The sequence below is a fragment of the Gardnerella sp. Marseille-Q9185 genome (assembly GCF_046508745.1).
Taxonomy (GTDB): Bacteria; Actinomycetota; Actinomycetes; order Actinomycetales; family Bifidobacteriaceae; genus Bifidobacterium; species Bifidobacterium greenwoodii.
Genome location: NZ_JBKFWK010000007.1, coordinates 1 through 22368 on the forward strand (window position 1 = coordinate 1; position 22368 = coordinate 22368).

At 42.2% G+C, this 22368-nt stretch carries 18 protein-coding genes and 1 pseudogene; 8 read left to right on the top strand and 11 right to left on the bottom strand.

Annotated features, from left to right (window positions below):
• Window positions 1-919: pseudogene (locus ACLD5M_RS05580) on the bottom strand (hypothetical protein); the annotation flags it as partial.
• Between the two features lie 586 nt (window positions 920-1505).
• Between ACLD5M_RS05580 and ACLD5M_RS05585 the strand changes: the two are divergent.
• From ACLD5M_RS05585 to ACLD5M_RS05595, 3 genes are read left to right on the top strand one after another with little or no spacing between them, the layout of a single operon-like run.
• Window positions 1506-1967, top strand: coding sequence for a hypothetical protein (locus ACLD5M_RS05585; protein WP_004129675.1), 462 nt, complete (start codon window positions 1506-1508; stop codon window positions 1965-1967).
• Between the two features lie 34 nt (window positions 1968-2001).
• Window positions 2002-2655, top strand: coding sequence for a LuxR C-terminal-related transcriptional regulator (locus ACLD5M_RS05590; RefSeq protein WP_410314778.1), 654 nt, complete (start codon window positions 2002-2004; stop codon window positions 2653-2655).
• Window positions 2656-2689: 34 nt separating this feature from the next.
• Entirely contained in the window at window positions 2690-3862 is a 1173-nt protein-coding gene (locus ACLD5M_RS05595) for a hypothetical protein (RefSeq protein WP_004135844.1), read from the top strand.
• 376 nt (window positions 3863-4238) lie between these two features.
• On the opposite strand, the gene ACLD5M_RS05600 is transcribed toward ACLD5M_RS05595, so the two are convergent.
• The 5 genes from ACLD5M_RS05600 to nrdH all read right to left on the bottom strand — a co-directional run bounded on the left by ACLD5M_RS05600 (window position 4239) and on the right by nrdH (window position 9465).
• The gene (locus ACLD5M_RS05600) at window positions 4239-4832 is read right to left on the bottom strand and encodes a hypothetical protein (protein WP_004129658.1); all 594 of its coding nucleotides are present in this window, start codon (window positions 4830-4832) and stop codon (window positions 4239-4241) included.
• A gap of 365 nt (window positions 4833-5197) precedes the next feature.
• Window positions 5198-6277, bottom strand: coding sequence for a class 1b ribonucleoside-diphosphate reductase subunit beta (gene nrdF / locus ACLD5M_RS05605; RefSeq protein WP_004129655.1), 1080 nt, complete (start codon window positions 6275-6277; stop codon window positions 5198-5200).
• Window positions 6278-6388: 111 nt separating this feature from the next.
• Window positions 6389-8623 (bottom strand): class 1b ribonucleoside-diphosphate reductase subunit alpha, encoded by a 2235-nt coding sequence (gene nrdE, locus ACLD5M_RS05610; protein ID WP_410314779.1) that lies wholly within the window; start codon window positions 8621-8623, stop codon window positions 6389-6391.
• 77 nt (window positions 8624-8700) lie between these two features.
• On the bottom strand, window positions 8701-9201 hold the full coding sequence (nrdI, locus tag ACLD5M_RS05615; RefSeq protein WP_410314780.1) for a class Ib ribonucleoside-diphosphate reductase assembly flavoprotein NrdI: 501 nt from the start codon (window positions 9199-9201) through the stop codon (window positions 8701-8703).
• Window positions 9202-9204: 3 nt separating this feature from the next.
• Window positions 9205-9465: a glutaredoxin-like protein NrdH gene (gene nrdH, locus ACLD5M_RS05620; protein ID WP_004129649.1), complete on the bottom strand. Its 261-nt coding sequence runs from the start codon at window positions 9463-9465 to the stop codon at window positions 9205-9207.
• Between the two features lie 362 nt (window positions 9466-9827).
• On the opposite strand from nrdH, the gene gndA reads away from it, so the two are divergent.
• On the top strand, window positions 9828-11282 hold the full coding sequence (gene gndA / locus ACLD5M_RS05625) for an NADP-dependent phosphogluconate dehydrogenase (RefSeq protein WP_410314781.1): 1455 nt from the start codon (window positions 9828-9830) through the stop codon (window positions 11280-11282).
• 82 nt (window positions 11283-11364) lie between these two features.
• On the opposite strand, the gene pgl is transcribed toward gndA, so the two are convergent.
• From pgl to ACLD5M_RS05645, 4 genes are all read right to left on the bottom strand, one after another.
• Complete coding sequence (gene pgl, locus ACLD5M_RS05630; RefSeq protein ID WP_410314782.1) at window positions 11365-12189, bottom strand: 6-phosphogluconolactonase; 825 nt, start codon at window positions 12187-12189, stop codon at window positions 11365-11367.
• Between the two features lie 78 nt (window positions 12190-12267).
• Window positions 12268-13209 (bottom strand): glucose-6-phosphate dehydrogenase assembly protein OpcA, encoded by a 942-nt coding sequence (locus ACLD5M_RS05635; protein ID WP_102695020.1) that lies wholly within the window; start codon window positions 13207-13209, stop codon window positions 12268-12270.
• Window positions 13206-14786, bottom strand: a complete 1581-nt coding sequence (gene zwf / locus ACLD5M_RS05640; RefSeq protein WP_410314783.1) for a glucose-6-phosphate dehydrogenase — start codon at window positions 14784-14786, stop codon at window positions 13206-13208. Before zwf ends, ACLD5M_RS05635 begins: the two co-directional genes overlap by 4 nt.
• Before the next feature lie 131 nt (window positions 14787-14917).
• Window positions 14918-17407 carry an acyltransferase family protein gene (locus tag ACLD5M_RS05645; protein WP_410314784.1) on the bottom strand — a complete coding sequence of 830 codons (2490 nt, stop codon included), beginning with the start codon at window positions 17405-17407 and terminating at the stop codon, window positions 14918-14920.
• 189 nt (window positions 17408-17596) lie between these two features.
• On the opposite strand from ACLD5M_RS05645, the gene ACLD5M_RS05650 reads away from it, so the two are divergent.
• Window positions 17597-18091 carry an inorganic diphosphatase gene (locus ACLD5M_RS05650; RefSeq protein ID WP_004134152.1) on the top strand — a complete coding sequence of 165 codons (495 nt, stop codon included), beginning with the start codon at window positions 17597-17599 and terminating at the stop codon, window positions 18089-18091.
• 91 nt (window positions 18092-18182) lie between these two features.
• Here the strand turns inward: ACLD5M_RS05650 and ACLD5M_RS05655 are convergent, their stop codons facing one another.
• Complete coding sequence (locus tag ACLD5M_RS05655; RefSeq protein ID WP_004134154.1) at window positions 18183-18974, bottom strand: hypothetical protein; 792 nt, start codon at window positions 18972-18974, stop codon at window positions 18183-18185.
• Between the two features lie 273 nt (window positions 18975-19247).
• Here ACLD5M_RS05655 and ACLD5M_RS05660 point away from each other — a divergent pair, with 273 nt between their 5' ends.
• The 3 genes from ACLD5M_RS05660 (at window position 19248) to ACLD5M_RS05670 (ending at window position 22329) form a co-directional block, all read left to right on the top strand.
• Window positions 19248-20021, top strand: coding sequence for a winged-helix domain-containing protein (locus ACLD5M_RS05660; RefSeq protein ID WP_410313747.1), 774 nt, complete (start codon window positions 19248-19250; stop codon window positions 20019-20021).
• Between the two features lie 9 nt (window positions 20022-20030).
• Entirely contained in the window at window positions 20031-20702 is a 672-nt protein-coding gene (nth, locus tag ACLD5M_RS05665; RefSeq protein WP_410313746.1) for an endonuclease III, read from the top strand.
• Window positions 20703-20838: 136 nt separating this feature from the next.
• Window positions 20839-22329, top strand: coding sequence for an ABC transporter substrate-binding protein (locus ACLD5M_RS05670; RefSeq protein ID WP_410313799.1), 1491 nt, complete (start codon window positions 20839-20841; stop codon window positions 22327-22329).
• Window positions 22330-22368 lie beyond the last annotated feature (39 nt).

Here is a 22368-nt window from a genome sequence, read left to right on the forward strand (position 1 = left end):
CTGGCAACGCTATAATCAGTGCCTGCATTAACAATTGAATATTCCATATAAATCCGTGAGTAAATAAACTCATCACGATACAAACAAGAGGATATACAGCGAGTGCTGAAACAAGTATCGGCATAAGGTGACGCGAAGCAAACGATGAACGCGACCAACCCAGCAATAAGTAGCTTCCCAATGTTCTATACGAAAGATACCCATCAGCGATTATCGTAATGCCAAGAAGCAACACTGTTACAATGCAGACAATAATAAAAGTAAGTTGATTAAAACTATTGGATCGTGCTATTCCAGATTTTCCACGTTGAAAATCTTGGTAGGTTGTACCAGCGATGCGAGCAGCTTGAGTAACTAATGCATGGTAGTCTCGATTGGAAAGTCCCACAATCCTGTAATCACCAAGCTTTGTTTTACTATTGTTGACGAGGGCATCTAATTGACGAACAACTAAACGCGAACCCTCAATGGAAATAGTGGGAAGATCAGCAAGCATATCTGCTTTTGCCATATCAAGTCCAAGCGTTTTGCTGCTTTCGCTGTGTAATAATTGCGTAAAGGCATGCGATGTCAGAATCGGCGTTCCGAGATATGACAAAGTAAGCAAATCATCTTTACCTCGAGGATTGCCAAATATGCCAAGCTCAAAACCATCTACACCAGCGTCACTAGCCGCTAGGCGCATATCATTACGAACCACAAAAGCATTATGCTGAGCAACAGTCTCCTCGAGTAATGAATAAATTTGATCAGCTTTGTCTTCTGTCACACCGCGTAATGAAAAAAGGCGACTCGTTTGCGGATATATAGCAATACAATCGCTCAAGGAGTCACTCATTCTTGTCAAACCTAACAGCGATGCAAATAACGTAAGCAGAAGAACAAGCATGCATGATAATGAACGCAATAATCGAGACATCGCATACCCCTATAATAAGTTATTCATGCATACGGATTATTTGCAATCCCAATAGGCAGTAGCACATGGAACCAATGCCATTGAAACTGCTAGTACTACTGTCGATGCGATACGTGAAATTTTCTTCATCGTAAACCTCCAACTTATTTGCTGGGGGGGGGCAATGTGCCTCCCACTAACATGATAGATTCACTTATTTGTTGCGTCAACAAGAAGTGCTAAGGATGTGTTTTAATCGAGTATTTGGACGAAGCTTTGCGCAGCAGATGTAAGTAGGCGGTTAATCTGTGATACATAGTGCTGTTTCGTTGTTATGTTATACGAGTTATCGTGGCAAAAATTGCAAATCCAGCAAAATCTGTCACGATAACTCCATAAGTAAGCCTCTATTTAAAAATAGTTCCAAAACGGAAATATTATTAAATATTGATTGTTTAGAACATGCAAAGTGCCAATAGTAAAAGTTTTTTAAAAGTTTTTCTAAAAGCACTATCGTTAAAAATAGGTACGCCTATTTGTGTAGATAAAATCTGCACGTTAGTATGTTGATAATTTACAAAACAAGAATCACGAGGAGGTGCTTATTATGACTAATCCTTTGCGCGGTATACGAGAAGAGGATATTGTTAAGTACTTTAAAGCGCATAATCTTTCAGTTGGCAAAACGTATGTGCTTACTATGAAGTACGACCCTTGGTGGAAAGATTTAATCAAACTATTTTTGTTACCTAAATTATTCTATGTAGCGCAAAGCGTTGTTGCGCGTATTATTGCTGCCACTAATAATGAGTTTATTATTGTTAATCCGAATGTCATTTTAGGCTCGGGTAATCTAGCTAAATTAGACGATAAGTATCTTCGTCGTATTGCGTGGAATCAACTCACTAATTTTGAAGTTATAAGTAAGCCAACAACTCAAATAATTCGTTTTACTGCGAATGGCAAAACCGAAGAATGGAGTGTGCCAACGGAAAGTGCTAGCGTATGGCACTTTAATGTGTACAATCTTGATAATTTGAGAAAAACAATACAATCGCACATCTCTTGATAAGCAAATTCCGAAACAAGATACCATATATTGTATGAACACTACTTACGCAATTGTTGATAATGACACGCTTGTATTGCGATATATGCAACTTCTTCTAAAAAGTCGTTTGCCTGAAAACTTTGTTTGTGCATGGATGTGTTCTTCTGCAAAACAAGCTATTCATCGTTGCGTTACAGAAAATACTCCTGACGTACTTTTAGTAGATATGTCAATGAGAGAAATGAGTGGCGTTGATGTAATTAAGGCAATTCGCGAGCGCAATAGCAATATTGTTTTAATCGGCATTACTTCCTACATGTTAGATGAATACGTATTGCAAGTTGCTAAGTCGGGTGGTCAAGCGTTAATACATAAAGACAATTTATCAGACGTAGTTGCAGCTATCCAATCGCGCACAACAAGCTACGGGTGCCCAGAATTGCCACAATATATTGACTATTTTCACACTCCGCAAGAATCATTTAATATGATTTCTCAACTTACGAAGACTTCAGTTTTGTCTCATCAAGAATCGGAAATTATGCGCTTGTGCAAACAGGGGTATTCTACGAAAGAGATTGCAGATCAGCTTAATGTGAAAGTTTCAACAGTCAACACGCATTTACGGCGTATTTATGGAAAACTTCACGTCCGAAGTCGAATGCAGGCGCTTGCTGCGCTAGCAAAATATTCGCATGACATATAACGTGTAAGAAATTAACGTGTAAAAGTAGGTAGTTATGAAATTATTAACACGTATGATCAATTTTTTGCCGCATGATGCTTGGCAGAAAATTGGAATTGGTGCAATCATAAGTTGTACTTTGATTCTTGAAATTTGTTCCTATAATAATCTTCATTACTACTCTAATTGGCATGCAATTACGGTTGAAATAGTATGGATTGTAATCTGCTTATGTATTGCAATCTGGCCTCGTAAAGCATCTTTTATTGTGCTTATTTGGATGCCGTTGGTAATTATTGCGCCAAATATCAACTACTCATCTATGATGCTTACTATATTGATTTGTTTGGCAATTGCTGTAATTACTCAACCTTGGTACACTGTGCTTTCTTCTTGCGGAGTATCTTCATGGTTCTTTATTATCTGCGATTTTCAAAACGCTTATGTGTTAGCGTGGTGGCTTCTTATCACTCTTATTTCTAGCGCAATTGTAAAATACTATATTTCTACTATTCATCAGCAACAGGAACAGTTATTTGCACAGCGTTACAACGTTTTTCAAAAATATACCACTATTGCAGCAATTCGCATGCACGATGAAGTAACTAATGAGCTTTCCAGTATTATGATGATGGCCCAACAGTCTATTGAACCTCAAACAACTCATGAACAAGAGCATGAAAATTCTCGAGAGATTCTTCAATGTGCTACTACAACTATTCATAAAGCACGTAATATTATTTCTCTTCTTGACAATGCTACAACTGCAAGCACTAGCGATGTTATGCAATCTACTACATGTTATAAAGATTTTTGCACAGGCTTACGTGTTTTATTTGACTGTGAGCAAAAGTCATTTGAAAAGCTTGGCTATATTGGTTCCATTGACTTGAGTAGTGATTTAACTACTGAAGATTCTCAATCAATGCGTTTGCCTTTTGAAGAATGTGCTCAAATTGAATATATTTGCAGAGAACTACTTGCGAACGTAAAAAAGCATGCTGCAAAGCCTAAAGAATACGCTATGAATGTAATGCTTAATGACCATGAATGTCATATTACGTGTATAAATAGTGCGCAACGCGGTATTCTTGCTAACTTGCAATTAGGATATGGGCTGCGTTTTCATAAGATGCTTGCGGAACGAGTTGGCGGAACTTTTAAAGTTATTGAAGATGGAGATTCGTGGATTATTAATGTATACGTTCCACTTCATGTAGAGAAATAGCCATTGTGCAAGCATAAATTATTGTGCTTTCTTGCGCTTTAATCGAGTACTTGGATCTATTTCAATCGAGTATTTGGACGCTTTTCAATCTAGTATTTGGACGAAGCTTTGCACAGAAGATGCAAGTAAGCGGATAATCTGTGGTGCAGAATGCTGTTTCGTTGCTATTTTATATCGAGTTATCGTGGCAGTTTTTGCTAATTTTGCAATTTTTGCCACGATAACGCGTGATTTCGGCCGCGCGATATGGTCGTAACTATTGTCGCGTAATCAGTTAAAAAATATTGCCTGTTCATCAACCTCGTCGATGCACAGGCAATATTTTCAAAACAACAAAATTTGGTGAATAATCTAAGTTTTGCGGCTAAATCGTTTACTATTTTGCTACGTCAAGAACTACTAGACGTTGTCCGCCATAAGTTCTGGCATCGAGACAAGTTTGAATAAAGTAAGCAGACTTAGGGAATTGGTCAACGTACTCTTTGAATACTTTTAGCAACTTATCCGAGCTTCCGCCACCCTCAAAGTCTTTATAATCTGCCACTTTGTAATCTTTGCCGTTTAATTTAACTGGCATGCCTTTTTGGAGTTTCTTTAATAAGATGCCTGAACTGTTCAAACGGTCAACGACCATATAATGGCCAGTATTAACCTGGAACCAGTCGTCTTGAAGAGTCCAGTGATAGAAAGCATCTTTAACGTAAGCCAACTGATCAGGATAAGCGTCCCAAATAACGCGTTTAGTTTCACCTAGGGCTTCCAAAGTACCTTCTTGTCCCTTTACAAAAGCTTCGGCGATTTTCTTTTTTGAGGCTTTTTTGACTGGTTTTGAATGTTTTTTAGTAGAATGACGGCTTATTTTTGTTGGCACTGGTTTGTTTGCTTTGGAGTTACCGCAGGCTGCTAGCCCAACCAGCGAGCTGAAGAGCACTACAACACAAAGTAATTTTTTATAAGTCATTTTCCCCATAAATGGACTTCTTTCTTCTTCTAGATGCGTCTAACGGATGTTAGTCATCTTTATAAACTTGAACTCCAACTTTAGTGCCTGCTCAGTTCAGTTCAAAAATCTTGGTTTGAACGTGAGTAGGAGTGACGGCACTGCTGATTTTTGCATAAACAAATCAACAAGACCGGTTCCTTTTCACATAGTGTAGCATAAAGGCTGAGTGACCTGTGTTGCTTCCTGACTTTTTATCTTTTTATATAGACTCTATTTAGCTGCAATAATTAACCTAACTAAATTAAAATTGGTTAGCTAATTAAGATAATTAGCTAACCAATCAGTTAGTTATTCAGTTATTTAGTAAATCAGTCAGTTAGCCAGCTGTGTGATTAGAAGTCCCAATCGTCGTCGTCAGTTTCAACCGACTTGCCCATAATGTAGCTGGAACCAGAGCCGGAGAAGAAATCGTGATTTTCGTCGGCTGCAGGAGAAAGAGCCGCAAGAATCTCAGGGCTTACGTGAGTTTCTTCTTCGCTGTACTTAGCAGGGTAGCCAAGGTTCATCAAAGCCTTGTTAGCGTTGTAACGCACGAAGTCAAAAACGTCATCGTGGAAGTCAAATCCTTCATAAATCTGACCAGAATACTCAACTTCCAAATCGTACAAAGTGTCAAGCAAGTTCATAGTGAACTTTTCAAGATTCTTCTTATCGTTCTCGCTTCTAAGCTCCAAACCGCGCTGGAACTTGTAGCCGGAATAATAGCCGTGAATTGCCTTATCGCGCAAAATCAAACGAATCATGTCGGCAGTGTTCATCATCTTTCCGCGAGAAGCAAAGTAAAGCGGAAGGTAGAAGCCTGCGTAAAGAAGCAATGAAGAAAGCATAGTTGCTGCAATCTTGCGCTTAAGCGGGTCTTCGCTCTCATACTCGCAAAGCACGGTGGTAACGCGCTGCTGCAAAACGTCGTTTCCAACAGCCCAACGGTAAGCTTCGTCAATCTCCTCGCTAGAGCAAAGAGTGGAGAAAATAGAGGAGTAGGAGCGAGCGTGAATCGACTGCATAAAAGCAATATTCGTGTAAATAGCCTGCTCGTGCTCTGTGCGAGCGTGCTCAATCTGGCAAAGCTCACCAATAGTTGCCTGACTGGTATCAAGCAAAGTCAAACCTGTAAAAACGCGAGTAGTTGTCTTGCGCTCAAGGTCGGTGAGGGAACGCCAAGAAGGAATATCGTTGCTCAGTGGCACTTTTTCTGGAAGCCAGAAGTTAGCGATAAGACGATTCCAAACGTCCAAATCCTTGTCGTCAACAATATTGTTCCAATTAACTGGGCGCACGCGTGAGCCGTGATGGTAGCGGTATTGAGCTGGTGTGATGGAAGCTGCCATCATAGAGTCATCTGCGATTACGCGATTCGTGCCGAAAGGCTTATCGAGACTACTGCGTAGTGCTGTTGGATCGAGTTCTGTCATAATTACTCCTGATCTTGTGTTTACGTTTTATAAAATTTTTAAGTTTTTGATTTAATTTGCAAAAGATTTACGCTGATAGATTTACGTCGCTGCGATTTTTAGCGCTACGATTTACAGCGTGCAGCTTACGCAACCCTCGATTTCCGTACCTTCCAAAGCTTTTTGGCGAATACGAATGTAGTAAAGAGTCTTAATTCCCTTACGCCACGCGTAAATCTGAGCCTTGTTCAAATCGCGAGTAGTAGTAGTGTCTGGGAAGAACAAAGTAAGCGACAATCCCTGATCCACATGCTGAGTTGCCTCCGCGTAAGTGTCAATAATCGCCTTCCAACCAACTTCGTAAGCATCCTTAAAGTACTGCATATTGTCGTTCGTCATATAAGCGGCAGGGTAGTAGACGCGTCCAACTTTGCCCTCTTTGCGAATCTCAATGCGAGAAGCAATAGGGTGAATCGAACTCGTGGAATGGTTGATGTACGAGATTGAGCCAGTTGGAGGGACAGCTTGCAGATACTCGTTGTAAATGCCGTCGCGCAAAATATCGTCACGCAACTGCTCCCAGTCCGAAACGGTTGGAATTGCAACGTTAAAACGAGCAAACAAATCGCGAACCGCTTGAGTTTTAGGCTCAAGCGAGCGGCTGCCGTCAGTGTACTTATCGAAGTAGTTGCCTTTGCCTGCAGGCTTAGCGTAGGCGCTCGTCTTAAAGCTTGCAAAAGCGAGGCCGCGCTCCACAGCCAAAGCGTGAGAAGCCTTATAAGCGTGGTAAGCAACCGTCATAAAGTACATGTCTGTAAAGTCAAGAGCTTCCTCGCTTCCGTACTGCATGTGTTCGCGAGCAAGGAAACCGTGCAAATTCATTTGACCCAAGCCAATAGCGTGGCCTTCCGCGTTTCCGCGACGAATCGAAGGCACAGAATCAATAGAAGTATGCTCCGAAACAGAAGTGAGCGCGCGAACAGCAAGCTCAACGCTTGCACCCAAGTTTCCATCCATTGCCTTAGCAATATTAAGAGAGCCAAGGTTGCAAGAAATATCGCGGCCAACGTGGCTATAAGACAAGTCTGCATTGTAAGTACTTGCTTCCTGAGTTTGCAAAATCTCGGAGCACAAGTTACTCATAGTAATGCGGCCCTCAATAGGATTTGTGCGATTCACAGTATCCTCAAACAAAATGTAAGGGTAGCCAGATTCAAACTGGATTTCCGCAATCGTCATAAAGAATTCGCGAGCATCAATGTACTTCTTGTGAATGCGAGGATTTGCAACCATCTCATCGTAATGTTCTGTAACAGAAATGTCTGCAAAAGGCTTTCCGTATTCGCGCTCAACGTCGTAAGGGCTAAACAAAGCCATCTTTTCCTTACGCTTAGCAAGCTCAAAAGTAATATCCGGAATCACAACGCCCAAAGAAAGAGACTTAATACGAATCTTCTCGTCCGCGTTCTCACGCTTAGTGTCCAAAAAACGCATAATATCTGGGTGATGTGCGCTAATATAAACAGCACCAGCGCCCTGACGAGCGCCAAGCTGATTAGCGTAAGAGAACGAATCTTCCAAAAGCTTCATAACAGGCACAACGCCACTCGACTGATTCTCAATGCGCTTAATAGGGGCGCCGAGCTCGCGCAAATTAGTAAGAAGTAGAGCAACGCCGCCGCCGCGCTTAGAAAGCTGCAAAGCAGAATTAATTCCGCGTGCAATAGACTCCATGTTATCTTCCAAACGCACGAGGAAGCAGCTCACAGCCTCGCCTCGCTGGGCTTTACCAAGATTCAAGAACGTTGGAGTGGCTGGCTGGAAGCGGCCTGCAAGCATCTCGTCCAAATAGTTGAGCGCTGCTTTTTCGTCGCCGTCTGCGAGTTCCAAAGCGACTGCAGCTGCACGCTGAGCGAAGTTTTCCAAATACTGCTTGCCGTCAAAAGTCTTTAAAGCGTAAGAAGTGTAGAACTTAAAAGCGCCCAAGAAAGTGCCAAAAGTGTGGTGAGCAGATTCTGCGTGCTCGTAGAACTTATCTAGAAACTCGTCGCTGTACTTTCCGAACACGTTGCCGTTGTAGTAGTAGTTGTCAATCAAATAGTTCAAGCGCTCGCGAGTTGAAGCAAACTTCATGCTGTGTTCTTGCACGTAACCCGAAACGTAAAGCTTTTCTGCTTCCTGGTCCTTGTCGAACTGAATGCCTTTTTCTGGATCGAAAAGACCGAGCATAGCGTTAAGAACGTGGTAGTCGCGGCTGTTGCGAATGCGTTCTGCTGTGCTGCTAGCAGCTGCGTTTGCAGTTTCGCTGGAGTCAGTGTGATCAAGATTAAGCGAAGTAGATTCGCTCATCGGATCCGTGCTATTCATTTGATTGATTCCTTTCTTCATGCGTTATTTTTGCTTTTCAAACGCTGATTGTTTTTTGATTCTTTTACTTATTTTGATTATTTAGTTTCTTCTGCTTCTTTTAATTGCTTTAAAAATCTAGGTATTCCCTGCGCTACTTTTTCAATATCTTCTTGAGTTCCTGTCAACTCAAACGAATACATATTTGGGATTGCGCACTTTCCTGCAATCTGACCGCCTGCAGCGCAATAAGCGTCTCCAAAATTCGTGTTTCCGGAAGAAATTACTCCGCGAATAAACGAACGATTTTCGCGATTGTTTAGGAATTTGCGTACTTGCATTGGTATTGCTTTTGCAATATTCCCGCCTCCGTAAGTTGGTACGATTAGCACGTACGGTTCGCGCACGTTTAATTCCGGGTCTTTTGGTCGAAGCGGTATGCGATACACGTTTACATTGTTGCTAGGAAAATCGCAATTTTGCACGAAGCGTAATGTGTTTTCGGAAACTGATGAAAAGTAGACTACGGCTCCGATTGATTCGCCTTGTGCGCGAGATTCTGGCTCGCTTGGCTGTTGTATGCTTTCTTGTTCACACATTTATCATGCTTCTTTTGCTGTTTCTGAGGAAGTTCCGAGTTTATCCGCAATTTGCGCGATTAAATCTGGACGGTAACCGCTCCATGATGTGTCTGGTGCAATAACTACAGGTGCTTGACGGTATCCAGCGTTGCGCAATTGATCCAGTGCTTCAGGGCTTTTTGATAAGTCTACAGTTTCGAAGTTCACGCCAAGTTTTGTGAACTGTCGTTTAGTGGCATCACACTGTGGGCAATGAGGTTTTGTAAACACTGTAATTGTCATTTCAATCTCCTCTGGTGATGGGGAACCGTTAGATTCCGCGGTGTTAGCACAAAAGCCAAAAGTCAGCATACTACTCATAATTACTATTTGTAGTGGTGTGTCGATTATTCAAACACTACATATAGTTATTGTTTATATTTACAAAATCCGCGTGTTTGTAAGCGTGTCGTACTTTTTTGGAGATTTTGAGAACGATTTGTTTGTATTAAAAATGTAATTTATATCACAAAATTTACTTAGTGTAACTTGCATTTTTTGCATCGAAAATCTTGTGCATATAGGCCGATAAAATTAAAAAGTGTGTTTCCTGAAGGGGAGTAACGCAGAAACGAAAATATAACAACAAGATAAGAGGTGTCGTAATGACTCAAGCTCAGGCAAATATTGGCGTTGTTGGCTTGGCTGCAATGGGATCTAATTTAGCGCGAAATCTTGCGCATCACGGAAATACTGTGGCAGTTTATAATCGTCATTATTCGCGAACTGAAACGTTAATGAATGAGCACGGCACTGAGGGTGCTTTCGTTCCAGCTAAAACTGTTGAAGAATTTGTGGCCTCTCTAAAGCGTCCGCGCACGGCGATTATTATGGTAAAAGCTGGTGCTCCTACGGACGCTGTTATTGAAGAGCTTGCAAATGCTATGGAGCCTGGAGATATTATCGTCGATGGTGGAAACTCTTATTTTGAAGACACGATTCGCAGAGAGCGCAGCATTCGTGCGCGTGGTCTTCATTACGTTGGTTGCGGTGTTTCCGGTGGTGAAGAAGGTGCTTTGCGCGGCCCTTCGATGATGCCTGGTGGCACTGAGGAATCTTGGGAGACTCTTGGGCCTATTTTGAAGTCTATTGCGGCTGTTGCAGAAGGTGAGCCTTGCGTAACGCATATTGGTACCGACGGTGCTGGTCATTTTGTAAAAATGGTTCACAACGGTATTGAGTACTCAGATATGCAGCTTATTGCCGAAAGCTACGATTTAATGCTTCGCGGCTTGGGTATGAAGTCTGACGAAATTGCGGACGTATTTAGTGAGTGGAATAAGGGCGAGCTTGATTCTTATTTGATTGAGATTACGGCTGATGTGCTTCGCCAAAAGGATGATAAGACTGGTAAGCCTTTGGTTGAGATGATGGTGGACCATGCTGGCATGAAGGGCACTGGTACTTGGACTGTACAGTCTGCGCTTTCGCTTGGAATCCCTGTAACGGGTATTGCAGAAGCTGTGTTTGCTCGCGGACTTTCAAGCCAGGTTGCTTTGCGAGAAGCTGCTGAAAACCAGGGTTTGACCGGTCCGGATGTGCATTTTGATTTGAATGATGCTGAGCGTAAGGCGTTTATTGAGGATATTCGCCAAGCTCTGTACGCTTCTAAGATTGTTTCTTACGCTCAGGGCTTCGATGAGATTGCGGCTGCTGCAATTGAGCATGATTGGAAGATTGACCAGGCTGCTGTTGCTCGCATTTGGCGAGGTGGATGCATTATTCGCGCCCAGTTCTTGAACCGCGTTTCCGAGGCTTTTGAGTCTGGTGAAGCAAGTGTTTCTTTGCTTTTTGCACCGTACTTTAAGGATGCTATTGAAAAGTCTCAAGCTGCTTGGCGTCGTGTTATTGCGCGTGCAGTTGAGCATGGCGTGCCTGTTCCAGCATTCTCTAGCTTGCTTGCGTACTACGATGGATTGCGTTCCAAGCGTTTGCCAGCTTCGCTTATTCAGGCTCAACGCGATTTCTTCGGTGCGCACACTTATGGCCGCATTGACGAGCCGGGCGTATTCCACACTCTGTGGGCAGATCCTAATCGCCCAGAGGTAAAGCAAGATTAAATCAAAATAATATTTATAGATAACAGGCTTCTGTATTTGTTATGCAGAAGCCTGTATTTTATTGTGCTGAATATTATGCAGATTATTGAATTGCAGCTTGCAGTGTTTCGGCGGTGGTTAGCCAAGAGATTTCGTCAGTTCCGTTTGCAAAAGACGCAGGATAATCTGGATTATTAGCTCCCGAAAGTGCGTTCATTAATGCAGCTCCCTTTTCTGCTCCGGCAGTCAAGAACCAAGTGCGACGACTGTGAGATAGCACAGGAACAGTAAGAGACAATCTCATTGGTGGAAGTTTAGGGGAGTGATTTACTCCAACAACAATGCGTTCGCGATTATTAACTTGTGGCAATCCTGGGAAAAGCGAAGCCATATGTGCGTCCGGGCCCATGCCAAGAATTGCTAAATCAAACACCGGCTCTGGTCCAAGTAATCCTATAATTTCTTCCTCATAGTCGTGCGCTGCCGCATCTAAAATAGCGTCATTTTCAGAGTCGCTGGCTGCTGCAATTTCCTCCGCGCTGCGCTCATCTGCAGGCATCTCGTGAATATGAGATTCTGCCAAAGCTTTGTTAGAAGTAAGTAAGTTAAGCAAAGCTTCGCGAGTTTTACGTGCGTTGCGATCCTCGCTATCGTAAGCTACGAAACGCTCATCTGCCCACCAAATATGCACTAAATTCCAATTAATCGCTGGCAAAAGTGGGTTGCTAGCAAGCATTTGGAACATGCGTATTGAATCCGTGCCGCCAGTAAGAAGTAAATGGAATGGTTTGTTTAGATTTTGCACATTATTTTGTGACTCCATAATAAACGTTACTAAGCGTTGGGCTGCAACGGCTGCAAGCACATCGGGATTATTGTAGCCGTAGATGTTTGCGTTGTGTGCAAAAGTAACTTCATTATCTGTCATGTCATTCCTTTTATGCAATTAAAAATGTTTCACACGCTGTTTCACAAGTTGTTTCACGTGTTGTGTATTTTTATAGACTTAATTGTTTTCTGCAGGATTATCTCGAACCAGCTGTGCGTAAATTTCATCCGGATCAATTCGTCGCAATTCCTCACTTAAGCAATCATCCAAAGTGCGAATAGGAAGCGCAATAGGTTGAGCGGTCTGATAGGGAAGACTAATTAAAGCCTGATCTCCGCCAGCAGGGCGAGTAAGAGACAAAGTGCCATCCTCACGCTCTAAAGTTACGGAAGTAATAGCTTTAGCCTCAGGATTCTCAACTATTTCTACAGGCACTCGCAAACTGCTCTTAAGCCAAGCTGCCAGTAAATGCAAAGAAACATAGTGCGTAGGGCCAGTAACTTTTGCGCTAGTAATTGGCAAATGCGGGGGTTGATCGAGCATAGAAGCAAGTAATGCGCGCCAAGGAGTTAAACGCGTCCAAGATAAGTCTGCGTCTTGCGGAGACCAGTTTTTGCGTAAGTTTTGAACAGTTTTAAGAGTGTCGTCTGCGCGCTGAGCATCAGTAATTCTGCTACTTGCCATAGCTCCAAGCAAATCGTGAGCAGGGTCTTCCGGAGCGTTCGTCGGCCACCACGCAACAATCGGCGCATCTGGCACAAGTAGCGGAATAACAAGCGTATCCGGGTGACGAACCAAACCGTTATGCGGATACAAAATAATAATCTCGCCAGCTCCAGCATCAGCACCAAAACGCACTTGAGCGTCAAGATTTGGCACAATTTCTCCGCGCTCAGCAGCATGTTCGCTAGACCAATCGCGAACCATAGCAATAACGCGGCAAGGATGCTCGCGGCTCGCAGCATTAGCAGCTTCGAGAGCATGTTCTAATTCTTGAAGATCTGTGTCTATTAAAAGAGTAAGCACGCGCCCAGTTGCGGATTCTCCACGCTCTTCGTGCAATTCGTCGATTTTTTGCGAAATTTTACTGGTATTAGTATCAGGAAGGTTGATAATCATGGCAGCCTCCAATGGCGATTATTACGAGCAAGCATGTCGTCTGCTTCTTTAGGACCCCAAGTTCCAGCGCGATACGGCTGTGGTTGTGTGCCAAGTGAACTCCAAAATTCCTCAATAGGATCGAGAATCTTCCAGCTCAAATCTACTTCTTCAGTAGTTGGGAACAGTGGAGGCTCGCCAAGAAGAACGTCAAGAATCAGACGCTCATAAGCTTCAGGCGAACTTTCAGTAAATGAACGTCCGTAACTAAAGTCCATAGAAACATCGCGGACTTCCATAGCAGTTCCGCCAGGAACTTTCGCTCCAAAACGCATAGTAACGCCCTCATCTGGCTGCACGCGAATCACAATAGCATTGCTACCAAGCTCTCGAACAGCAGTTGATTCAAACGGCAAGTGCGGAGCGCGCTTAAAAATCACTGCAATTTCCGTAACGCGTTTGCCTAAACGTTTGCCAGTGCGCAAATAGAATGGCACTCCAGCCCATCGGCGAGTGTCAACGTCTAGTCGCACAGCAGCATACGTTTCAGTAGTGCTTTTAGGGTCGATTCCTTGTTCTTCCAAGTAACCAACTGCTTTGTAAGATCCTTGCCAGCCTGCTGCGTACTGTCCTCGAGCAGTATTGGCAGCCAAGTCTTGAGGTAGTCGGATTGCAGATAAAACTTTCGTTTTTTCTGCGGTCAAATCGCTTGCGCGGAAGCTTACAGGTTCTTCCATAGCAGTAAGTGCCATAAGCTGAAGCAAGTGGTTTTGAATCACATCGCGAGCAGCACCAATTCCGTCGTAATATCCGGCGCGTCCGCCAATACCAATGTCTTCAGCCATCGTAATTTGCACGTGGTCAACATAATTCGCGTTCCAAATCGGCTCGTACATTGCGTTAGCAAAACGGAAAGCCAGCAAATTTTGCACGGTTTCCTTACCCAAGTAATGGTCGATTCTAAATACGGAATTAGGGTCAAAAACTTCTGAAACAACGCGGTCTAATTCGCGCGCGCTCGCCAAATCGTGTCCGAAAGGCTTTTCAATAATTACGCGACGCCACGCGTGTTCAGAAGAGTGAGAAAGTCCAGACGCTGCCAACTGTTGCGCAACAATAGGGAAGCTTGAAGGCGGAATAGACATGTAAAATGCGTGGTTTCCGCGCGTGCCGCGGTCCCTATCTAACTCGTTTACCGTTTTGCTTAAACGCTCAAACGCAGAAGCATCGTCAAAAGTGCCGCGCACGAAGCGTATGCCTTTTGCAAGATTGATCCAAGTTGATTCACGAAATGGAGTGCGGCAATGCTGCTCAATATTTTCGCGCACAAAGTTTACGAAATGCTCGTCTGTCCAGTCTCGTCTTGCAAAACCTGTTAAACCAAATCCTGGTGGCAAAAGCCCTCGATTAGCCAAGTCGTATACGGCTGGCATAAGTTTTTTGCGTGCTAAATCGCCAGTAATACCAAAAATTACTAAACTGCACGGGCCGGCAATGCGAGCCAAACGTAAATCTCTAGGATCTCGTAATGGGTTCGTCCACGCAGACGCATCATCAGCATTGTGTTGCGTGTTAAAAGGAATCCTCAACTCAGTCATACATACTATCGTAATATTTCACTGCTATTTTTCCTACACGAGTCGTTATTTTCATTGCGATTCGTTATAAGATTTGCTTGTAGCGTGCGCAAAATACTTGTAGTTATGCCAAAATTTACGTGATTAATAAATCAGGCTCCGCATAGAGCGAGTCGAATCATTTTTGCGTATTTTGGACCACCAACTGGAGTTAAATGCACGCCGTCGTCAGTTAAATATTCAGAATGATCTTTGCTAAAACCATTCCAGTCAATAATGCCAACATTAGGATGCGTTTGAGCAAACTTGCGCAGGCGGTCGTTGGTAACATCTTGCCATGGCTGTGGAACTCTAGTTGTAACGAAATAAACAGGCTTACCCTTAGCAACATCTACCATGTGCTGAAGAACGCTGTCGTCGTGAGGTGGGCCATTTGTTCCTAGAGCGTAAATAACAACATCCCCAGCATGTTTTCTAGAAATATCTTGAGCGTATTCGTCGGCACCGTGGAAAATCTGTCTGCTTACTTTTCCGTCAATATAAGCATTAGGCATTACTTGTAGCAAGTATGGTTTTGCGCCTTCGGTAATAGAATCGCCTACCATAGTTAAGTTTACTGAGCAAGTGTTGCGCTTTCTATCAATACGAGTGTGTGATGCTGCAAGATTCTGCGGAACTTTTTCTGCAATTGGGAAAAGCACAGGATACTTTGATGGCGTTGGCGGAAGAGATTGTTTTACTACAGCCTTGTGCGATCCTTTTGCTTTCTTATTCGAAGCAGATGCATTTGCTTTCTGGTCAGTTTTTGTTTTTTCTGCTTCAGCATTTTTAGCAGCATCTTTAGCAGCATTTACAGTTAGTTCTGGTCGAATTTGTATTGCGCGTTGTTGGGCAATACTATTCCAATTCAATGGCAAAGCAATTAAGAAAATAGTTATTACGCAAACTATTGCTAATGCTACGAAATGTACCAATTTTTGCAGATATTTTTCTGTTTGTTTTTCAAATAGTTGATAGAAACATTCTGCTACTGCAACAATTACTACAGCTTGCAAAATCTGCTCTTCCCAAGAAACAGCTGTTGTTCTTGTGGCAGGATTGCACAATTCCAAAATTGGGAAGTGTATTAAATAAATAGCAAATGCGCGCTTTCCAAGATAAGATAACGGCGCAAATGCGAAAATTCTTGAGCAAATATTATCGGTCTGAGTGCAAGACCACAGTATTAGCGCGCAAACTGCCGCGGTTATTGTGTATCCGCCAAAAGTAAATGCTGAGGATGTGCCGTCTGCATAAACAAAGCACAAAATCAGAACTATTGTTGTAACAATACCTATTAAGGATCTTTGCCACGCGTGCAAAGGGTTGTAAAACACTGTTTTTGGAGCTGTAAATACGTTATCTGGAAGTTCGCGTATTTCAGATTTAGAAGAATCTTCTAAATCTGTATTCTTGTAGTCATCGCGCAAAATTTCAGCATTGTCAGACAAATCAATTTGTAATCCAGCTCGCAGATCTTCTGGAATACTATTTTCAGCAGAAGATTTTGCAGCATTTTCATCAATTTGCTTGTTGCTTACATTCTCTTCAGCATAAGTTTCGTTTGAAGAAGAGCTAGTAGTGTCAGATTTCGGCAATATTGGGGAAATCTTAACTATTGCATGCTTGTTGCCGCGAATCCAGTAAAATGCGCGAATAATCCAAGCGTGTAATGAATGTTTAGTAAACCAAGCCCCGTACATTGCCAGCATTGCGCCTAGCAAGAATTCCGACGCTCTTGTGTCAAGAGAATAATAGACGCGAGCTGGAGTAGTGTAATTGCCAAACATGTAGGCAAAAGTAAACGTAAGTATTGTAGAAAGTATTGCCAATCCTGCAGTAATATACATGCGATTAATTGCGCGTTTAACAAGCTTTACGAGGGCTGTAAGAATAAGTGGCCACACAACGAATGCTTGCATGATTAAGCCAAGATACCACAAGTGTTTAATCGGGGAAGGCAATCCTGTTTGCTCAAAATAAGATAGTTTGCGCGCAACGTACATTATGTTGCTAAAGAAGCCTGCTCCAGAAAAAGCGTCCGCCTGTAATTTTGGAAGTAGACTTGGCGAAAAAAGCCACATCATTGGTGCACTAACTCCAATAATTCCAAGGGTTGGTGGCCAAATTCGCTTTAAACGATGCCAAATGTAATTAAAGTAGCAGGTGATTAATCTTTTAAATTCACCAGTTTTTGTTTTACTTTGCTCAATGCTGTTTGCGCTGCTACTTGTATTACTGCTAGTCGTAGCGCTTTTTTGAGAGTCTAAATAGCGAAGTATAGAATGTGTGCAAAAGTATCCAGCTAAAACTAAAAATAGCGTTACTCCTAAAAATCCTCCAGAAAGTGTACTTGGACGCATATGGAAGCAAACAATTCCAATAATTGCTAAAGCACGCAAGCCGTCTATTGCAGGATTTCTTTTAGATTCAGTCTGATTTTTTACTTCACTAACAGTATTAGTTGACTTAGCTCTTTCGTTTGCAAGCTTTTTATTTACGAGTGTTTTACTAGCATTATTTGCGGCCTCAGCTTCCTTTTGGCGGAAGTTTTTATTGGCCGGTGAAACAGTGGAAGTATTCACGCGTTTCTTCTTTGTCATATTGCCTGCGCTTCGTCAACCATGCTTTTGTATGTGCACATATTATGTGTAAAACAGAGCTATAATAACTGTGTCTTTCGACACTTTTGAACCGCAAAGCGTGTTTTGAAATAATGCTTTCTTTAGTGCGCGCTAAAGTGAAATAGAACAGTTGTGTCAATTGTTATTAAAGATAATAAAGGAGCCAAAATGGCAGAAACTTTTAACGTCGTGGTAGAAATCCCACGCGGTTCTAAGAACAAGTATGAAGTAGACCACGAAACCGGTCGCGTATTCTTGGATCGTACACTTTTCACCGCAATGGGTTACCCAGATGATTACGGATATATTGATGGCACTTTGGGCGAAGATGGCGATCCACTCGACGCTCTTGTTATGATTCCAAACTCCGTATTCCCAGGATGCGTTGTTGAGTGCCGCGCTGTTGGCTTGTATCACATGGTTGATGAAGCCGGTGGAGACGACAAGGTTTTGTGCGTTCCAGCAGATGTTCGTTTCGACGATATTAAGGATATCGATGATGTGAGCGAGTATCACAAGGCAGAAATCAAGCACTTCTTCGAGCAGTACAAGGCTTTGGAGCCAGGTAAGGAAGTTCTTCCTGGTGACTTCTGGGCTGGCGTAGAGCAGGCTGAGAAGGAAATCGTTGCAGCTCGCAAGCGTTTGGCAGAAAGCGAAAAGTAAGTTTTACTTTTTAAATAAAAAATTCCCCTGCGAGTTCATGGAAAAAATAGTTAAAAAAATAAACTCACAGGGGAAAACCTATAATGCATTCTCATGCAACTACAAGCATACCAAGTCCTGCAATATAAATCAACATTCCTGAAAACATTATTGGAAGTAACGAAATAGCAACGTCGCGAGTTACGTTATTTTCGTAGTAATTTTTGCGATTATTCCTAACCCACAAATACGAAAGTCCGGAAAGCAAAATCACCATCAATACGCATAATGCAGCAACAAGTATGCCGCCTTCTGTGTTGCGCAAAGATGGCATAAATCTAATAATAGAAGGCAAAAACATCCAGCCAGGAAGAGCTGCACAAGCAATACTTGCTGTTAGAGTGTGAGAAAGGTTTCTAACTAAATTTGTGCGGTTTTCGCGTAGCATTTGCCTTAAGAAAGTTATGAATGTTGCTGCTACAAGAATTAGCGCAAACGACACGGCCCAGCGCTCATAAGGTTTTATTGCTGCAATGAATTTACTCATTGAAACAGTTTCATTGTCAATAATAACGCTTTGTGGAAGCCAGCCTTTTAGCGCAAGAGTTGCGCACCATGCTGAAGCTACGCAGGAGAATAATGCAATAGCTCGATCAATAACGTTGCCGTGCAGTGGCCAAAAAGTAAGGAAAGTTAAAAGTATAAGCGCGCAAACAACAAGAGTTATTTTTGCGCTTGCTATCGGTAGTGCAGATGCTCCTGCAATTAGTATCACAACAAAAATCTGGCTTGCAATCATTGCTAGAAAATTAGTGTGAGGAATATGTGCTTGTTTTTGAGAGCTAGTACAAGAATTAGCATCGTTCTGCACTTGTTTGTTGCAGATATGTGTTTCGTCGCTCATAGCACTCCCGTTACGGTAAATATTCGCTCTTATGAATAGTAATATGTGTATAAGCTTGATGCATATTACTTATTTCTTATTACTAATGTAGCTTACAACCTGCACTTATTGTTTGTGCTTGTTGATTACACAGAACTTTTGGATTGCTGTATTGTTGACGCTAACTTTATGCGAAATAAATTAAAGGTAAGTCGATATTTTTCGTAGCATGGTTTACAATTCCTGTAAAGGCTTGTATTTGGCATTGCATTATTTGTTGGCTGGAGGCATCACATGACCGATATTACATTGATGACTTCGTGCGCTTCTCCAGCAACTGTTTTGCCTTCGCTGGCTCTGCTTTCTCATAGAGTGCGTGTTCTTTCATTAGATTCTGCAAGTTTATCTAAACTTCCTGCACAAACAGTTCTTTTGATTGATGCTCGTGAAGATTTGGCTTTGGTGAAATCTTTATGCGCTCTTTTGCGCGCTGAAAATATTACAGTTCCAGTTGTATTGGTTCTTACAGAAGGCGGATTTACTGTAGTAAATTCTTCGTGGAATATTAATGACGTTGTGCTTACAAACGCTTCACCTGCAGAAGTAGAAGGAAGATTGCGCTTAGCTTCTCAGCGTATTACAAGTAATGGGTCGTTTGCGCAATCTCAAGATTCTCAAATTAGTGATTCTGCTGTTGACGATGGAACAATGCGCTCTGGCGATCTTGTTGTTGATATGCGCAGTTATACCGTGAGTTTGCATGGCCATCCTGTTGATTTAGCTTATAAAGAATTTGAATTGCTAAAGTATTTTGTGCAGAATCCTAGGAGAGTGTTTACTAGAGCACATTTGCTTCAGGAAGTTTGGGGATACGACTACTACGGTGGAACTCGAACAGTTGACGTTCATATTCGACGTCTTCGCGCTAAGCTTGGTGTTGAGTACGAGCATTTAATTGGCACAGTAAGAAATGTTGGGTATCGTTTTGATCCGTCTGAGGCGGAAGAAAATAGCGATGTAGATGAAGATACTCCCAGCGATTCAGATGATTCTTCAACGAATATATAAATTTGTAGTATGAAAGAATCAAAACAGGAAAAACTTGCGCGTATGCACGAAGAGTATGCGCTTCTTTGCAAAGAAATACCTGATCCTAAATGTGCGCTTAATTTTTCTAATCCTTTTGAGCTGCTTATTGCTACTGTTTTAAGCGCTCAAACAACCGATAAGCGTGTTAACTCTGTAACTCCAGAACTTTTTGATACTTTTCCAGATTCGCGTTCACTTTCTGAAGCTTCAGTTGAGCAAGTCGAATCTATTATTAAACCTCTTGGATTTTATCGAGTAAAAGCTCAGCATATTATTGCGCTGTCTTTACGTTTGGAAAGTGCTTTTCATGGCGTAGTTCCCTCAAAAATGGAAGATTTAACATCTTTGCCTGGCGTTGGTCGTAAAACAGCTAATGTTGTTAGAGGAAACGCTTTTGGATTGCCTGGTTTTCCTGTAGATACTCACGTAATACGCGTCACAGGCCGTTTAGGTTGGCGTAAAGACTGCAATAAGCCTAAAAAGTATGCAAATCCAGAATCTATTGAGAAGGAAATAACATCTTATTTCGACCCTGCAGATTGGACTAATCTTTCTCACCGTCTTATTTTGCACGGCAGAAAAATATGCACTGCTCGCAATCCTAAGTGCGCTTTGTGCCCTCTAAAAACAACATGTCCTTCTTCTAATATATTCGTTTAATGCAATTGCGTGTTGGTCTACATTCAGTTGTTGATATAGACTATGAACTATGTCAAGAACAGGCAAATACGCATATCGTACTTACAGATCATCTCATAGTCGTTCTAGCGCAGGTTGGGTTCCATGGGTTGTATTCATGGTTGTTTCTGTAGTAATGATTGGTGTTTTGTGGTGTGGATGGCAGATATACCAAGGGCGTTCGCCTATTGATTCTTTTACACATCCTGCTGGTAATTCGGTGTTAAAAGTCGGTTTAAGAACGGCTCCGGATTCTCTTGATATTCGTAAAGATAGCAGCGATTCTTTGCAGCAGGCGTTAATTGGCAACGTTTATGAAACTCTTGTAAAACGTGGTGACGATAACAGTTTGCAGCCTGGCTTGGCACAATCTTGGGATGTTTCTCAAGATGGATTAACGTATCGTTTTAATTTGCGCCAAGGTGTGCGATTCTCCAACGGTGACGTTATGAATTCGGATTCTGTGTTGCAATCATTGCAGCAAGGAATTACTAATAATTATCCAGGTTATGAAGCTTTAAACACTATTAAAACAGTTGCTAACCCAGATAATCATACTGTAGTTTTTACGCTCACAAAGCCTAACGCTTTACTTTTACGTCGACTTTCGGGTAGAGCTGGAATAGTGTATGACACTAAAGCTGTTGCTATTGATTATACGAATGGTGCTTTAGGAACTGGCCCTTTTACTGTTAGCAGTTACAATAAAGGACATTCTTTGGTACTTGTGCGCAACAATAGATATTGGGGTACGCCTGCATCTTGCGCAAGTATTACTTTGCAATATTTTGATAGTGATACCGCTTTGGCAGATGCTATGGAAAAAGGCAATATTCAGATGGCTGTTCCGCTTGAAGGCAATGAAAACAAGCGTCTTGCTGCTATTGCGGATACAAAAATGGTTGCAGGCCAAAGCACTCGCGTTCGATTCCTTGCATTTAACTCGACTGTTGCATCTATTTTCTGCGATGAGCAAGCGCGTAAAGCTGCTAGATACGCTATGAATGTGCAAACAGTGATGGCTGCTGATGGTAATGGTGGTGTTCCTGTAGGTGGACCTATTGACCCTCTTTCAACAGGATATGAAGATTTAACTGGATTGTATCCTTATAATCCTTCAAAAGCTGGTCCACTTTTCCATTACTTCAGTTCAAGTTATTTAGGAACTATTAGCTTCCTTGTTCCACAAGGTGAAGGCGATGTTGGCCGCGAACTGTCTAAGCAAATTAGCTCTGTAAGTGGTTTTAAGGTCAATCTTGAAGAGGTTGATCAAAAAACTTTGCAACAGCGTATAAGCGAAGGCAAATATGATATTGCTCTTACAACTTTGAGTAATACTTTAGATGAAGGTGCTTTTGCAGAAAGTGGCTCGCCGTTTGTTTTGCAGGATTCTAGAGCTCAGCAGGCTTGGGCGAATGCAGTCCACTCAAGAAATGCTTCAGAATATGAAGCAAACGTTCGTGCTTATGCGCGCGAAGTAAGCAATAATGCTGCAGCGCACTGGCTTTATGCTCGTAAAAGCATAATGGTTGTGAAATCTAATATAAGCGGTTACACAAAGAATATGACTGATCAGCTTCTTCCATTGCACGATGTAAGCGTGAAGTAGAAAGCGTAAGATTTGCGTTGTCGAACTGAGTTTCTAATA

Coding starts and splice junctions, on each gene's coding strand:
- ACLD5M_RS05585 (WP_004129675.1), top strand. CDS start 1,506: ATGACTAATCCTTTGCGCGGTATACGAGAAGAGGATATTGTTAAGTAC.
- ACLD5M_RS05590 (WP_410314778.1), top strand. CDS start 2,002: ATGAACACTACTTACGCAATTGTTGATAATGACACGCTTGTATTGCGA.
- ACLD5M_RS05595 (WP_004135844.1), top strand. CDS start 2,690: ATGAAATTATTAACACGTATGATCAATTTTTTGCCGCATGATGCTTGG.
- ACLD5M_RS05600 (WP_004129658.1), bottom strand. CDS start 4,832: ATGGGGAAAATGACTTATAAAAAATTACTTTGTGTTGTAGTGCTCTTC.
- nrdF (WP_004129655.1), bottom strand. CDS start 6,277: ATGACAGAACTCGATCCAACAGCACTACGCAGTAGTCTCGATAAGCCT.
- nrdE (WP_410314779.1), bottom strand. CDS start 8,623: ATGAATAGCACGGATCCGATGAGCGAATCTACTTCGCTTAATCTTGAT.
- nrdI (WP_410314780.1), bottom strand. CDS start 9,201: ATGTGTGAACAAGAAAGCATACAACAGCCAAGCGAGCCAGAATCTCGC.
- nrdH (WP_004129649.1), bottom strand. CDS start 9,465: ATGACAATTACAGTGTTTACAAAACCTCATTGCCCACAGTGTGATGCC.
- gndA (WP_410314781.1), top strand. CDS start 9,828: ATGACTCAAGCTCAGGCAAATATTGGCGTTGTTGGCTTGGCTGCAATG.
- pgl (WP_410314782.1), bottom strand. CDS start 12,189: ATGACAGATAATGAAGTTACTTTTGCACACAACGCAAACATCTACGGC.
- ACLD5M_RS05635 (WP_102695020.1), bottom strand. CDS start 13,209: ATGATTATCAACCTTCCTGATACTAATACCAGTAAAATTTCGCAAAAA.
- zwf (WP_410314783.1), bottom strand. CDS start 14,786: ATGACTGAGTTGAGGATTCCTTTTAACACGCAACACAATGCTGATGAT.
- ACLD5M_RS05645 (WP_410314784.1), bottom strand. CDS start 17,407: ATGACAAAGAAGAAACGCGTGAATACTTCCACTGTTTCACCGGCCAAT.
- ACLD5M_RS05650 (WP_004134152.1), top strand. CDS start 17,597: ATGGCAGAAACTTTTAACGTCGTGGTAGAAATCCCACGCGGTTCTAAG.
- ACLD5M_RS05655 (WP_004134154.1), bottom strand. CDS start 18,974: ATGAGCGACGAAACACATATCTGCAACAAACAAGTGCAGAACGATGCT.
- ACLD5M_RS05660 (WP_410313747.1), top strand. CDS start 19,248: ATGACCGATATTACATTGATGACTTCGTGCGCTTCTCCAGCAACTGTT.
- nth (WP_410313746.1), top strand. CDS start 20,031: ATGAAAGAATCAAAACAGGAAAAACTTGCGCGTATGCACGAAGAGTAT.
- ACLD5M_RS05670 (WP_410313799.1), top strand. CDS start 20,839: ATGGTTGTTTCTGTAGTAATGATTGGTGTTTTGTGGTGTGGATGGCAG.